Here is a 14,384-nt window from a genome sequence, read left to right as displayed (position 1 = left end):
CCACAACGGCGTTCGGTTCTGTGATTGGGTGTCGACAACCCCGATCAACGACGAACGGAGTGCGGCAATGGCGCCACGACCACGACCCATCACGAGACGACACCTGTTGGGCTTCGGCCTCGGCACCGCGGCGGCGGGACTCCTCGCCGGCTGTGCGGTCCCGGGCTCGACCAACGTCAACAAGGCGGCCCTCGTGCCCGCCGCGGCCTCGGGTGAGACCGTCCAGCTCACCTACTGGGCCTGGCTCAAGGACCTGCAGAAGGTCTGCGACGTCTGGAACAGGACACATCCGGACATCCAGGTGTCGGCGAACTGGATCCCCGGCGGCAACAGCGGCGGGTACCAGAAGATGTACTCCGCGCTCGCGGCTGGCGGCGGCCCGGACATCGGGCAGGTCGAGCTCCGGCAGATCCCCGAGTTCATGCTCGCGAACGGCCTGGTCGACCTGGCCCGGTACGGCGCGAAGGACTTCGAGTCGAAGTACGACGAGGCCGCGTGGGCGCAGGTGTCGTTCGTCGACGGCATCTACGGCATCCCGCAGGACACCGGCCCGATGGGGTTCTACTACCAGACCGCGATCCTCGAGCAGGCCGGCGGCGAACCCCCGACGACGTGGGACGAGTGGCGTGACCTGGCCGACAAGGTCCGGAGCACCGGCAAGCAGAACTACCTCGAGGTGTTCCCGGTCGCCGACGCGTCGCCGTTCGCCGCGTACGCACAGCAGGCCGGCGCGCGCTGGTTCAAGGTCGACGGCGACGAGTGGGTCGTCGACATGACCGACGACAAGACCCTGATGGTCGCGGACTTCTTCGACGGGGTCATCGACGACAAGCTGGTCGACACGAGTGCCGGCGCGTACTCCCCCGGGTGGTACGCCGCGGCCGCGAGCGGCAAGATCGCCGCGGTCACGAGCGCGAGCTGGGGTGACGCACTGATCGAGTCGGTGCAGGGCGGCGAGGGCAAGTGGAAGGTCGCCCCGATGCAGAAGTGGGGCGCCGACGGCTTCGGATCGAGCGCCATCGGCGGTTCGACGGCCGCGGTGCTGGCGAACGCGAAGCACCCGAAGGAGGCGCTCGAGTTCATCACGTGGATGACCACCTCGAAGGAGGGCATCGACGCGATGATCAAGCACTGCGGCATCGGCTGGTCGCCCGCCGTCGACTACATCGGGGCACAGCGCGAGAAGCCGTCGAAGTGGTTCTCCGGCCAGAACTACAACGAGGACGTCTTCGTGCCGGCCTCGAAGGAGCAGAACATCGACTGGTCGTGGTCCCCGGTGACCCAGTCGGCCTTCACCAGCCTGCAGAACCAGTTCCGCCGCAAGCTCACCTCCGGCCTGAAGCTCAGTGACGCCGTGGAGCTCGCACAGCGGGAGATCGTCCAGTCCTTCAAGGACAAGGGCCTCAGCGTCAGGACGGCACGATGACCCAGCAGACCACCACCAGGCAGTCCACCGGCCGACCGGCCGGCGGCACCCCCGCGTTCCGCACCAGCACGAAGGCCACGAGCGCGCAGAAGCGTGCCCCGTGGATCCTGCTCGCCCCGTTCCTGGCCCTGTTCCTGCTGACGTTCGTCATCCCGATCATCAGTGCCCTGTTCCAGTCGTTCACCACCGTCGACCGTGAGGGCCTCTTCGGTGAGGACGGTGTGGTCGGCCGGTTCGCCGGGTTCGACAACTACGCGATCGCCCTGCAGGACAGCGGGTTCGTCGCCTCGATCGGCCGCATGCTGCTGTTCGGCATCGTCCAGGTCCCGGTGATGATCATCGCCTGCACGATCCTCGCGCTGCTGCTCGAGTCGGCGAGCGCCCGCTGGCCGGGCTTCTTCCGGGCGATCTACTTCATGCCCTACGGCGTCCCGGGCGTCATCGCCACGATCCTGTGGTCGTTCCTGTACGTGCCCGGCCTGTCGCCGATCGTGTCGCTGCTGCAGTCGATGGGGCTGCAGCCGGACTTCCTCGGCGCGAACAGCGTGCTGTGGTCGATCGCGAACATCGTCACGTGGACCTACACCGGCTACAACATGCTCATCATCGTGGCGCAGCTGAAGTCCATCCCCGGCGAGGTCTACGAGGCCGCCAAGGTCGACGGCGCGAACGCGTTCCAGGTCGCGTGGCGGATCCAGATCCCGCTCATCGCACCGGCCCTGGTGCTCACGACGGTGTTCTCGATCATCGGCACCCTGCAGCTCTTCGCGGAGCCGCAGATCCTATCGACCGTGGCCCCGGCGATCGACACCGAGTACACGCCGAACTACGCCGCCTACACGAACGCGTTCGCGTTCAACGAGTACGGCGTCGCGAGTGCGCAGGCGGTCATCATCGCGCTGGCCGCGTTCATCCTGTCGTTCACGTTCCTCGCGCTGACGAACCGACCGCCCAAGGACGAACGCGACCGACGCAAGCGCGCACGGCGCGACGGCCGGGAGGCCCGCACCGCGCTCCAGACGCGCGCTGCGGCGGGCAGCAACGGTACTTCCCAAGCCGCACCGGGCCTCCAGGCCAGGTCCGGTCTGCAGAACGGAACGAAGGGGGCCGACGCATGACCAGCGAAGCCATCGAAGCGCCGGGCACGGCGAAGACCGCCGTCCCGGTCGACACCACGTCGATCAGTGCGCACCAGCGACGGAAGCTCGACCGGTCGCCGCGCTCGCAGATCGTGGTGACGGGCATCCTCGTCGTCGTCGCGCTGTACTTCATCGTCCCGCTGTACTGGGTCGTCATCGCCGCGACGAAGACCACGGGCGCGCTGTTCTCGACCAACGGGTTCTGGTTCGGCGGCGAGTTCGCGCTCTGGAGCAACCTGCAGCAGGTGTTCACCTACGACGGCGGCATCTTCGTCCGGTGGATCGCGAACAGCATCCTGTACTCCGGCGTCGGTGCGGTCCTGGCGACCTACTTCGCCGCGGCCGGCGGGTACGCGCTGGCGAAGTACGACTTCCGGGGGCGCCAGTTCGTGTTCGGCACGATCCTCGGCGGCGTGCTGGTGCCGGGGACCGCGACAGCACTGCCGCTGTTCCTGCTGTTCTCATCGATGGGCCTGACCGACACGTACTGGAGCGTGCTCATCCCGAGCCTGGTGTCGCCGTTCGGGCTGTTCCTGTGCCGGGTGTACGCCGCCGCGTCGGTGGACACCACCCTGCTCGAACAGGCACGCATCGACGGTGCCGGTGAGCTGCGGATCTTCCACACCGTGGTGCTCCGGCAGATGACCCCGGCGCTCGTCACCGTGTTCCTGTTCCAGGTGGTCGGGATCTGGAACAACTTCTTCCTGCCGCTCATCATGCTGGCAGACCAGAAGCTGTACCCGATAACACTGGGTCTGAACAACTGGCGCTCGCAGGTCGACCGCCTGCCGGAGTTCTACCAGCTCACCACCGGCGGGGTGCTCGTCTCGGTCATCCCGCTCGTCATCGCCATCATCGTCCTCCAGCGCTTCTGGCGTGGAGGCCTCACGGAAGGATCGGTCAAGGGTTGACCCACTCCGCGCTCTCGTCCACCGCACCCGGCTCCGACTCGCGGCTGGCACCCCGTGCCTGGCTGCACACCGACGCCCCGTCCCTGTCGCTGAACGGCGACTGGCGGTTCCGGTGGTCGCCCGTCGCCTCGGTCTCCGAGGACTTCGCGACCGAGGGTGGGGAGGACGACGACCCGGCCTGGGGCGAGCTCCCGGTGCCGTCGCACTGGGTGCTGCACGGGCACGGCGCTCCGAGCTACACGAACGTGCAGTACCCGTTCCCGATCGACCCGCCGCACCCGCCGGAGGAGAACCCGACCGGTGACCACCGCCGCACGTTCGAGCTGCCGTCGTCGTTCGACGGTGCCGGCCGGGTGCTGCTGCGGTTCGACGGGGTCGAGTCGCACTTCCGGGTGTGGCTGAACGGGACGCTCGTGGGGTGGTCGACGGGCTCGCGCCTGGCGACCGAGTTCGACGTCACCGAACTGGTGCGCCCGGGGGCGAACGAGCTCGCGGTCCGGGTGCACCAGTGGTCGGCGGCGTCCTACCTGGAGGACCAGGACCAGTGGTGGCTGCCCGGCATCTTCCGCGACGTCACCCTGCTCGCCCGGCCCACGGCACCGATCGACGACGCGTTCGTGCGCGCCGGTTGGCGGGCGACGCTCGGCACGGCTGCCTCGTCCGGCACCGCGGCGTCGGGACGGCCGGAGACGGGGACCGGCACGATCACGTTCCCGACGCTCGACGCGGTGTTCCCGGTGCGGTTCGCGGTGCCCGACCTGGGCGTCGACGTGACCTGGGCCACGGCGGACGACGTCGCGCCGATCGAGGTCGAGGGCGTCGAGCCGTGGAGTGCCGAGCTGCCGAAGCTGTACGACGCGACGCTGTCGACCGGTTCCGCTGCGGGCGGCTCGGGCGGTGGCGCCGGTGGCGCCGGTGGCGCCGGTGGCGCCGGTGGCGAGACCGTCTCGCTCCGACTCGGGTTCCGCACCGTGTCGATCGTCGGCGACCGGTTCCTGGTGAACGGTGAGCGTGTGGTGTTCCACGGCGTGAACCGGCACGAGACCCACCCCGTGCGCGGCCGGGTGTTCGACGAGGAGCACGCCCGCGCCGACATGGCGCTGATGAAGCGGAACAACGTCAACGCCATCCGCACCTCGCACTACCCGCCGCACCCCCGTGTGCTCGACCTGGCCGACGAGCTCGGGTTCTGGGTGATCCTGGAGTGCGACCTGGAGACCCACGGGTTCCTGTTCACCGACTGGGTCGGCAACCCCTCCGACGACCCGGCGTGGGCCGAGGCCTACCTCGACCGCATCGCGCGCACCGTCGAGCGCGACAAGAACCACGCGTCGATCGTGATGTGGTCGCTCGGCAACGAGTCCGGCACCGGCCGGAACCTCGCGGCGATGTCGCAGTGGGTGCACGACCGCGACGCCGAGCGCCCCGTGCACTACGAGGGCGACTACACGGGCGAGTACACGGACGTCTACTCGCGGATGTACCCGACGCTGCAGGAGACCGAGTCCATCGGCGGCGGCACCCCGACGCCCCTGCTCGGCTGCGGCCCGGCCGAGGCCGCACGGCAGCGGTCGAAGCCCTTCATCCACTGCGAGTACGTGCACGCGATGGGCAACGGCCCCGGGCAGATCGCCGAGTACGAGGCCCTGGTCGACCGGTACCCGCGGCTGCACGGCGGGTTCGTGTGGGAGTGGCGGGACCACGGCCTGCTCGCGAAGACGCCCACGGGCGAGGACTACTACGCGTACGGCGGGGACTTCGGCGAGGTCGTGCACGACGGCAACTTCGTGATGGACGGCCTGGTGCTGCCCGACGACACCCCGACGCCGGGACTCGCCGAGTTCGCCGCCGTCGTGGCCCCGATCCGCCTGGGGGTCTCGGACACCACGGTGCTGGTCGAGAACCGGTACCACTCGGCCTCGACCGCCGGGCTCCGGCTGTGCTGGACCCTGTCGCGGAACGGCGTCGTCGAGGCCTCGGGGCGCCTGTCCACGGGCATCGTCGCCGCCCGGGAGTCGGCGACGGTCCCGGTGCCCTCCGAGGTGCTCGACGCGGCCACGTCCGAACTCGCACCCGGCGACGAGCTCTGGTTCGACCTGACCGTGGAACTGGCGGGGCCGACCTCGTGGGCGGACACCGGCCACGTCGTCGCACGCACCCAGCGGCTCGTCGCAGCGCGCGCGGCGGACGCACCACGGGCCTCCCGGCAGGGGTGGGACGGCGACCACCTGGGTGACGGCACCTTCAGTGCCCGCGGTGACCTGGTGTCCTGGAAGGGCCACGAGGTCGCCGGGCCCCGTCTGGAGCTGTGGCGTGCACCGACGGACAACGACAGCCTGGCGTCACAGGGCGGCTACGAGACCGCGGACCCGGTGCTCACGCACGGGGTCGGCGACCCGACCGCTCCCCCGTCGGCGACGCGCTGGCGCGACCGAGGGCTGGACCGGCTGACGCACCGGCTGGTGTCGGTGTCGCGCACCGACTCCGGTCTGGAGCAGCGCGTCCGCGTGGCGGCGGCGAACAGCGGGTGGGGGCTCGAGGTCACGCACCGCTGGACCCTGACGTCCGACGGGCTCGTGCTGCAGACCGACGCCGTGCCGTTCGGCGCCTGGGACGTCACGTGGCCGCGGATCGGGGTGCGGTTCGACCTGCCGGCATCGCTGGCCGATGCGGACGCGACCTGGTTCGGGACCGGACCGCTGGAGTCGTACGCCGATTCCTCGCACGCTGCCCGTGTCGGCCGGTTCACCGCGCCCGTGCGCTCGCTCGGGGTGGAGTACTCGCGGCCGCAGGAGACCGGGCACCGACCCGACCTGCGGGAGCTGGCGGTCGGGCCGTTCACCGTGACGACGGTCGGGTCGCACCGTGCGGGGTTCACCCTGTCGCCGTGGACCGCGCAGCAGATCGACCGTGCCGAGCACCCGTACGAGCTGCCGACGTCCGACCACCTGTACCTGTACCTCGACGCCGCGCAGCACGGGCTCGGCAGCCGGGCGTGCGGGCTCGACGTGCTGCCCGAGCACCAGCTCTGGCCGCAGGCGTTCAGTTGGAGCGTGCTGCTGGGCTAGTCGGTCACGCGCAAAACACCGGTGTTCGCACGTTGCACACCCGCATCCCGCGGCGTGCAGTGCGAGCACCGGTGTTTTGCGTGCAGAGATGACGCTTGACGCAGCCAGAATCTTACGTTTCAGTGGGTGGATGCTCTTGTCGGCGGTGATGCTCATGGCGAGCGGCTTGGTCGTCTCCGCCGTCGCCGAGCTGACGGCGCGCGGCGTCCTCGGCCCGAACGGCGGTGCCGGGATCCGCCTTGCTTCCGTGATGCGATCGAAGACAGCGTGGACGGTCGGCCACCGCGCTGCGCGAGCGTGGCTGCACGCGGGGGCTGCGGCGTTGTTCGGGTCGGGAGTGCTGAGCGTCGCAGGATCGACGCGCATCGTCGAGGCCGCGCTGCCCATCGGGATGGCACTCGCGCTCGGTTTCCTGATCGTGAGCGGCGTCGTCGCGAGTCGAGCCGCTCGGCGGTCGGACGCCGCAAGCGACGACCGCTGACCGGCGCAGCCGGCCCGCCTGGCGCCTCTTGCCCGCGCCCGTGCCCGTGCCCAACCAGAGTCACCTCGAACCACGGGTTCCCGCGGTTCGAGGTGACTCTGGTTGTGCGGAGCGCGACGCCTACGCGCCGGCGGACAGGGCGCGCAGGGCCTCGGGGTCGCTCGCGTTCAGGAAGTCGGTCAGGCGCTCGGCCTCGCCGGGCTCCTCGATCGCCTCGGCGGCACGGCGCAGGGCGAACAGCGCCCGCAGCACGCCACGGTTGGGCTCGTGCGACCACGGCACCGGACCGACACCGCGCCAGCCGGCCTTGCGCAGGGCATCGAGCCCGCGGTGGTACCCGACACGGGCGTACGCGTAGGACTCGAGGGTCGCGCCGCGCGCCCACGCCTCGTCGGCGAGCAGCGCCCACGCCAGGCTCGACGACGGGTAGGACACCACCACGCTGGCGACGGGGGCCTCCGCCTCGATCGCGGCGGTCACCTCCGGCTCGGCGGGCAGCAGGGTCTCGGGGTTCGACGACGGGGTCGGCAACAGGTTCTCCGGCATGCCCCCAGCCTGTCATCCCTTGCGGGTGCCCGTGTCACGGGATTACCGTGGAGGTCACCTCGTCGTCATCGCGGGGCCGCCGGGGCGGGAGACCGACCGGCGGAACGGATGGCGGACACGGGGGTCCCCCGACGGAAGCAGACGGATTGCTGTCGATCACCGGTACCGCTCAGCCCACGCGCTGACACCGTGATCGCGCGCCCCGTCGGGCGCTCCACCGCACCGCGGTGGCCTCGGTGTCGTGCGCCCAGCATCGACACCGGGAGACACCCCCCATGCCCACCAGTCCGTCCGTCGTCCTGCACGACGTCACCTTCGCCTGGCCCGACGGCACCGTCGCGCTCGACCACCTCACCGCCGCCTTCGGACGTGGCCGTACCGGCCTGGTCGGGAGGAACGGAGCCGGCAAGTCCACGCTGGTCCGGCTCGCGACCGGCCGGCTCCACCCCACGTCGGGCAGCATCACGACGTCGGGTCCCGTCGACCACCTGCCGCAGCGCCTCTCCCCACCGGCACGGCCTGATCGCCGCTGGCGCGTCGATCAGGAACCGGCGGCGTGGGCCCACGCCAGCGAGGACGACACCGTCGCCGACCTGCTCGGCGTCCGGCCCACACTCACCGCGCTCCGGGCCGTCCTGGCCGGCGACGCCACGGCCGCACAGCTCGAGGCAGTCGGCGACGACTGGGACCTGGAGGAACGGGCCGCCGCGGTGCTCGACCGGGTCGGGCTCGACGGCACCGACCTCGACCGGCCGGTGTCGACGCTGTCCGGCGGGCAGTCGGTGCTCGTCGCCGTCGCCGGGGTTCGGTTGCGCGCCCGGCCGATCGTGTTCCTGGACGAGCCGACGAACAACCTGGACCGCCGGGCCCGCGGGCTGCTCCTCGACCTGGTCGACGACTGGCGCGGCACCCTCGTGCTCGTCAGCCACGACCGGGAACTCCTGGAGCACGTCGACGAGACCGTCGAGCTCCGCGCCGGGTCGATGACCGTGTTCGGCGGGACGTTCAGCGCGTTCGAGGAGCACCTGGCCGTGCAGCAGGCGGCCGTCGAACGCGAGGTCCGGGTCGCCGCACAGCGACACCGCACCGAGAAGCGGCAGCGCATCGAGGCCGAGACGAAGATCGCCCGGCGTGCCAAGGCCGGTGAGAAGGCGGGCCGATCGATGCCGAAGATCCTGGCGAACGAGCAGCGGAAGAAGGCGCAGGAGACCGCCGGTCGACTGCGCGTCGGGTACGCGGACGACGAGGCCGCCGCACTCGCCACCAAGCGCGAAGCCGAACTCCGGCTGCGCGACGACGAGTCCATGCACGTGACCCTGCCCGACCCGGACGTCCCGGCGTCACGGCAGATCGCGACCGTCACGGTGCGCGGGCGGGACGTGATCGTGCAGGGGCCGGAGCGGATCGCCGTCACCGGGGACAACGGCGTGGGCAAGTCCACCCTGCTCGAACAGCTCGTCGGCGACCCCGCGGCCCGGGAGCACCCGCTGCCCGAGACCACGGCCGTCGCCCACCTCGACCGGATCGCGTACCTGCCGCAGCGGAAGGACAGCCTGGACGACACCGTCACGGTGCTCGACAACGTGCGCCGGGACGCCCCGCACGTGCCCGTCGCCGAGGTCCGCAACCGGCTGGCGAAGTTCCTGGTGCGCGGGGACACCGTCGACCGCCCGGCCGGGGACCTGTCCGGCGGCGAGCGGTTCCGGGTGGCGCTGGCGGCCCTGGTGCTCGCCGACCCGCCGCCGCAGCTGCTCGTGCTCGACGAGCCGACCAACGACCTCGACCTGACGAGCGTCGACCAGCTCGTGGACGCACTGCGGGCCTACCGGGGAGCACTCGTCGTGGTGAGCCACGACGAGACGTTCCTGGAACGGCTCGAGCTCGACGACCGGATCGAGCTGCGGTAGTCGGTGGTCGCTGTCAGCGCGTCAGCGCCGTCCGAACATCAGCGCCGTCGGGTCGGTCGGATCGCGAGCGACTCGACGGTGCCGCGCTCGGGCATGTCGACGACGGTGCGGACCGCGGCGGCCACGTCCTCCGGCGCCAGGTAGTAGTCCGTGTCGTAGGACTCCCCGAGCTTCGCCACGAGCTGCCGCTGCATGTCCGAGTCGGTCCGGCCCGGGTGCACGCTCGACACCCGCACGCCGTTCGCCCGCTCCTCCTCGCGCAGGGCGTCGGCGAAGGCCCGCAGCGCGAACTTCGACGCCGCGTACACGCCACCACCGGGGCCCGAGTGGAACCCGGAGCCGCTGTTGATCGGCACGACGATGCCCCGCGCCGCCCGCAGTGCCGGGAGCGCCAGCCGGGTGAGCTCGGCGACCGCGAACACGTTCGTCGCGAAGACCTGCTCCCACACCGCGCGCGGGGTGTCGGCGACGGTGGTGCCCTGCTCGACACCGGCCGAGTGCACGAGGACGTCGAGCCGATCCGGCAGCGCGGGGACCTCGCCCGCGCCCAGGTCACCGACGAACGGCGCCGCGCTCGGCAGCTCCTGGACGAGGGCGTCCACGGCGTCGGCGGACCGGCCGCCGACGAGCACGTGGTGGGTGCGGCCGAGGTCGGCGGCGATCGCGCGGCCGATGCCGCGGGTGGCTCCGGTCACCAGGGCGACCGGACGGTTCTGGAGCTGGTCTGTCGTCACGGAGGCCAGCCTACGGAAGCCGGGCCGGGCCTCCTGTGCGGTCGCGACGACGGCGCAGGACCGTCAGCGCGACACCGGCGACGACCACCAGGCCCACGAGCGCCGCGATGCCCCACGGCGAGCCGGCGAGCGCCGCGACGACCGCCCAGAACACGGCGAGCCCGACCGTCGCGTACAGGAACGCCCATGCCACGCACCCCGGCACCATCGCGATCGTGTACCGCCACCAGGCGACCCGTGCCAGCCCCGCGGCGGCGTTCATCACCGTCTGCAGGCCGACCACGACGAAGCTCACCGTCACGACGGGCAACCCCCAGCGATCCAGCAGCGCCGACCCGCGGCGGACCGCTGGCGAGCGCAGCCAGCCGCCCCACCGCGATCGGGACGCGCCGGTCACCGCGAGCCGCGCGACCCAGTACGTGGCCTGCGCACGGCAGAACACGATCACGAAGAGCGCGAGGACGAGCCACCGGAACGGGAGCCCCTCGAGGAAGGACGGCACGCTCGCACCGTAGCGCCTCGACCCGGAGAGCGCCCGTCAGCGGTGGTCGGACGAGCCGCGGTCAGTCGTTGTCGACGCCCTGGCGGATGCGGATGCCCTCGAGCACGTCCTGCGCCCGCTGCTCGTCCTGCTTCTCGATCTGGCGGGTGTCGCGCTCGGGGAGCTGGATGTCCTCCTCCGCCCGGATGCCGGCCTGGAGCTCACGACCCCGCTCGATCTCGGCGTCGAACTCGGCACCGAAGAGCAGGGCGTTGTTCGTGATCCAGATCCACAGCAGGAACACGATGACCCCACCCAGGGAGCCGTACGTGGCGTTGTAGTTCGAGAAGTTCCCGACGTAGAACCCGAAGCCGACGCTCGCGATGACCCAGATGAGGATCGCCAGGATCGATCCACCGCTGACCCACCGGAACTTCGGCTGCTTGACGTTCGGCGACCAGTAGTAGAGCACCGCGACGACGATGATCGCGATGACGAGCAGGATCGGCCACTGCACGATGAGCAGCACGGTCGCGGCCACGTCACCGAGCCCGATGACGTCGCCGAAGCTGCGGGCGAGCGGTCCGCTCACCAGCACCAACAGGCCGACCACGAGCAGGACGACGGTGGTCACCGTCACGCCGAGCATGGTCGGGCGGAGCTTCCAGATCGGCCGGCCCTCGCGGACGTTGTAGATCCGGTTCATGGCACGGCCGAACGCGCCCACGTAGCCGGAGGCCGACCAGAGCGCACCGAGGACACCGACGATGAACGTGATGGGAGCTGCGGGCGAGCGGACGAGTCCCTCGAGCGGCTCCTTGATCAGGTCCACGACCTGGTCCGACCCGATGTTGCCGATGATCTGCAGCAGGGTCTTGATCGTGTTATCGGCCTGTCCGACCAGGCCGAGCAGCGACACGACCGCCAGCAGCCCGGGGAACAGCGCGAGCACCGAGTAGTACGTCAGGCTCGCGGCCAGGTCGGTGCACTGGTCGCTCGTGAACTCGCGCAGCGTCTTCTTCAGCGTGTAGACGAGCGTCGGCTTCTTCAGGTCGGTGGGGTTGTCGGGCTTCCGGGAGTCGTCCGGGTCCGGCTTGTGCTCTTCGTGCGCCATGGGACTAGCCTCTCGCCTTCACAGCCTGCTTCGACCGCTTGACCGCCTGCTTGCGGTTCTTGTTCGCCCGTCGCTGCACCGCTGCGATGCCGACCTGCTGCTTCACACGGCCGCGGTGTGCCGGGTCACGCTCGAGGGCTTCCTCCGCCGCCTTGGCCCGCGCCTTCCGGCCCTTGCGACCTGCCTGCGCCTGCTCCTTCGCCGAGGGGGCGTCGCCACGCGCGCCGAACGGCAGCAGCGCGGTGAAGGCCGAGTTCGCCGGCGGCTGGGCCAGGTGCCCGGCGGGGCGGTTCCGCAGTGCGATGCCGAGGACGATCGCCGCGACACCGGTCAGCCCGGTGATGCCCATCGCCACCAGGGGCGTGGGGTCGCGGTGCCACCGCTGCTTCGTCTTGGCGACCGCGAGCCGCGTGCGGGCGGGCAGGTCCGCGCGTCGCTTCAGCTCCGTCACGGTGTCCGTGATGCCCTCACGGGTGCGCACGTTGGCGAGTTCGAGCTCGGGCAGACTGTCCTTGGCCATTCCCCATTTCGTACACGTCCCACCCGGGATCGTGCCCAGCAGGCCGCGTCTACCGTGCCGCACATGCTCTTCCGGGACGCCGCCGAGGGGATCCACCGCCTCGAGATCGCACACACCAACACGTACCTCGTCGAGACCGGCGATCGGTTGCTCGTCGTCGACGCGGGGTTGCCTGCCGCGTGGCCGCACCTGCAGCTCGCCGTGCACGACCTGGGCTACACGCCCGACCAGGTCGAGGGGCTCCTGCTCACGCACGGGCACTTCGACCACGTCGGCACCGCAGCACGGATGCACCGCGACTGGGGTACGCCCGTGTTCGTCCACCCGGGCGACCGGCACCTCGCCGCGCACCCGTACTCGTACCGGCCGCAGACGAACCGCTTCGGGTTCGTGGCGCTCCACCCGGGTGGTCTGCGCCCTCTGGGCCGCATGCTGCTCGCCGGTGCGGTCACGGTCGACGGCATCGCGGACACCGAGCCGCTGGAGAGCCGCGCCGACGTGCCGGGCAACCCGTGGATCATCGAGACCCCGGGGCACACCGACGGCCACGTGGCGCTGCACTTCGCCGACCGCGACGCCGTGATCGTCGGCGACGCGCTCGTCACCTTCGACCCGTACACGGGCGGGATCGGACCGCGGATCGTCGCACCCGCGGCGACCTCCGACGTCGACACGGCTGTCGCGTCGCTCGACCGGCTCGCGGACACCGAGGCGAAGCACGTGCTGCCCGGCCACGGTCCGGGCTGGTCGCTCGGCGTGCGGCGGGCCGTCGCGCAGGCGCGGCGGGTGGCCGGCGCCGCCTGACGCGCGAGCGACAGATCAGGCGTACCGCACGGTGTCTGGTTCGCGAAAGCGACAGTATGCCGCGAACGTTCCGCAACCCACTGTCGCTTTGACGCGGTGGACGCGACCAGAGCCGGACTGGAGGCGCGGTGCGGGCCCGCCCCGCGCCTCCAGGCCGTGGGTGGTCGCGGTCAGGACGGGACGACGACGTCCTCGGGCAGGCCGGACGCCGCGGAGCGGCCGGCGGCCTCCATCAGCGCGAGGCTCCGCAGGTTGTCACGACCGCTCGTCTCGGGGGCGGGGCCGCCCTGCACCGAGCGGGCGAACGCCTGCAGCCCACCCTGGCGGTCGGTGTGCGCGAGCACGGGGAGCTCGACCGGCTCGGCGACGTCGTCCTGCGTGCGGCGGACGGTGACCCGGTCGCCGTCGACCGCGTTCGGTTCACCGTCGCGGCTCGTGAACCAGAGCTCGCCGTCCTCGCCCTCGATGCTCCACTCGCCGGCCCAGGCGGTGCGCGGGCCACGGCTCAGCCAGCTGCCGCGGTAGTTGACGACCGTGCCGCCGTCGAGCTCGATGATCATCGAGGCAACCGCTTCGTCCTGGTACTTGCTGTAGGCGGGGTAGCTGGCCTTGGCGAAGACCCGGACGGCCTCTTGCCCGGTGATCATCCGGAGCAGGTCGAAGTGGTGGATCGCCATGTCGTTGATCATCGCGTGCGGGAACCGGTAGTGCGGGTACGTCTCGGCGGGCTGGTCGTTGTCCCACTGCCGGAAGTCGACGTTGATCGCGGAGACCTCGCCGACCACGTCCGCCTCGAGCATCTCCTGCACGACCCGCGGTGCCGGGTACCAGCGGTAGTTCTGGCTGACCTGCAGCACCAGGCCGAGCTCCTCGGCGCGACGGACCGCGGTGACGGCCTCGTCGGTGGTGTTGGCGAACGGCTTCTCGACCAGGACGTGCTTGCCGGCGTCGAGGGCCTCGAGCGCGAGCGGCACGTGCGTCACGGCCGGGGCGGTGATGACGACGGCGTCGGCCTCCACCGCGGCGAGCGCCTCGGTCAGGGACCCGAACGCCGCGGAGGCCGGGAGCCCGAGGTCGGTCCGCACGGCCTCGAGCGTCGGCGCCGACGGGTCGACGATCCCGACCACCTGCACTTCCGACACCTCTGGGATGGCGGTGCGGGCCCAGTTGCCGCCCCACCCTCCGAGACCGACGTGGATGATCCGGACGCTCATGCGCGCACTCCTTCGTGACTGCCGTCGTGACTGGTGACG

At 71.1% G+C, this 14,384-nt stretch carries 13 protein-coding genes; 7 read left to right on the top strand and 6 right to left on the bottom strand.

All coding sequences use genetic code 11. From position 1 onward, the window contains the following. Nucleotides 1-67 precede the first annotated feature (67 nt). The 5 genes from DEJ08_RS02280 (at nt 68) to DEJ08_RS02260 (ending at nt 7,025) form a co-directional block, all read left to right on the top strand. Nucleotides 68-1,426, top strand: coding sequence for an extracellular solute-binding protein (locus DEJ08_RS02280; RefSeq protein WP_111039408.1), 1,359 nt, complete (start codon nt 68-70; stop codon nt 1,424-1,426). Next, nucleotides 1,423-2,544: a carbohydrate ABC transporter permease gene (locus DEJ08_RS02275; RefSeq protein WP_071404944.1), complete on the top strand. Its 1,122-nt coding sequence runs from the start codon at nt 1,423-1,425 to the stop codon at nt 2,542-2,544. The genes DEJ08_RS02280 and DEJ08_RS02275 overlap by 4 nt, the downstream gene beginning before the upstream one ends. Then, nucleotides 2,541-3,476 (top strand): carbohydrate ABC transporter permease, encoded by a 936-nt coding sequence (locus DEJ08_RS02270; protein ID WP_111053887.1) that lies wholly within the window; start codon nt 2,541-2,543, stop codon nt 3,474-3,476. Before DEJ08_RS02275 ends, DEJ08_RS02270 begins: the two co-directional genes overlap by 4 nt. Next, entirely contained in the window at nt 3,473-6,544 is a 3,072-nt protein-coding gene (locus tag DEJ08_RS02265) for a glycoside hydrolase family 2 TIM barrel-domain containing protein (RefSeq protein ID WP_111053888.1), read from the top strand. The genes DEJ08_RS02270 and DEJ08_RS02265 overlap by 4 nt, the downstream gene beginning before the upstream one ends. Nucleotides 6,545-6,674: 130 nt before the next feature. After that, nucleotides 6,675-7,025: an SdpI family protein gene (locus DEJ08_RS02260; RefSeq protein WP_181438924.1), complete on the top strand. Its 351-nt coding sequence runs from the start codon at nt 6,675-6,677 to the stop codon at nt 7,023-7,025. Nucleotides 7,026-7,145: 120 nt separating this feature from the next. Here the strand turns inward: DEJ08_RS02260 and DEJ08_RS02255 are convergent, their stop codons facing one another. Then, nucleotides 7,146-7,571 (bottom strand): DUF3151 domain-containing protein, encoded by a 426-nt coding sequence (locus DEJ08_RS02255; RefSeq protein WP_111039402.1) that lies wholly within the window; start codon nt 7,569-7,571, stop codon nt 7,146-7,148. A gap of 275 nt (nt 7,572-7,846) precedes the next feature. Between DEJ08_RS02255 and DEJ08_RS02250 the strand changes: the two genes are divergently transcribed. After that, the gene (locus tag DEJ08_RS02250) at nt 7,847-9,478 is read left to right on the top strand and encodes an ABC-F family ATP-binding cassette domain-containing protein (protein WP_111053890.1); all 1,632 of its coding nucleotides are present in this window, start codon (nt 7,847-7,849) and stop codon (nt 9,476-9,478) included. A 38-nt stretch (nt 9,479-9,516) separates the two neighbouring features. Here DEJ08_RS02250 and DEJ08_RS02245 read toward each other — a convergent pair whose 3' ends face one another. The 4 genes from DEJ08_RS02245 to DEJ08_RS02230 all read right to left on the bottom strand — a co-directional run bounded on the left by DEJ08_RS02245 (nt 9,517) and on the right by DEJ08_RS02230 (nt 12,327). Then, on the bottom strand, nt 9,517-10,212 hold the full coding sequence (locus DEJ08_RS02245) for an SDR family oxidoreductase (RefSeq protein WP_071404940.1): 696 nt from the start codon (nt 10,210-10,212) through the stop codon (nt 9,517-9,519). A gap of 10 nt (nt 10,213-10,222) precedes the next feature. Beyond that, nucleotides 10,223-10,714, bottom strand: coding sequence for a VTT domain-containing protein (locus DEJ08_RS02240; protein ID WP_027464919.1), 492 nt, complete (start codon nt 10,712-10,714; stop codon nt 10,223-10,225). A gap of 61 nt (nt 10,715-10,775) precedes the next feature. After that, nucleotides 10,776-11,807, bottom strand: a complete 1,032-nt coding sequence (locus tag DEJ08_RS02235; RefSeq protein WP_111053891.1) for a YihY/virulence factor BrkB family protein — start codon at nt 11,805-11,807, stop codon at nt 10,776-10,778. Nucleotides 11,808-11,811: 4 nt separating this feature from the next. Continuing rightward, a complete protein-coding gene (locus tag DEJ08_RS02230) occupies nt 11,812-12,327 on the bottom strand; it encodes a hypothetical protein (RefSeq protein ID WP_111053892.1) in 516 nt (171 codons plus the stop codon). A 63-nt stretch (nt 12,328-12,390) separates the two neighbouring features. On the opposite strand from DEJ08_RS02230, the gene DEJ08_RS02225 reads away from it, so the two are divergent. Next, nucleotides 12,391-13,131 carry an MBL fold metallo-hydrolase gene (locus tag DEJ08_RS02225; RefSeq protein WP_110892117.1) on the top strand — a complete coding sequence of 247 codons (741 nt, stop codon included), beginning with the start codon at nt 12,391-12,393 and terminating at the stop codon, nt 13,129-13,131. 170 nt (nt 13,132-13,301) lie between these two features. Here DEJ08_RS02225 and DEJ08_RS02220 read toward each other — a convergent pair whose 3' ends face one another. Next, nucleotides 13,302-14,345, bottom strand: a complete 1,044-nt coding sequence (locus tag DEJ08_RS02220; protein WP_027464923.1) for a Gfo/Idh/MocA family protein — start codon at nt 14,343-14,345, stop codon at nt 13,302-13,304. Nucleotides 14,346-14,384 lie beyond the last annotated feature (39 nt).

Source organism: Curtobacterium sp. MCLR17_054 (assembly GCF_003234335.2).
GTDB classification, from domain to species: Bacteria; Actinomycetota; Actinomycetes; order Actinomycetales; family Microbacteriaceae; genus Curtobacterium; species Curtobacterium flaccumfaciens.
Note: the sequence above shows the minus strand (reverse complement) of the source record. Positions and strands in the feature narration are given on the sequence as shown.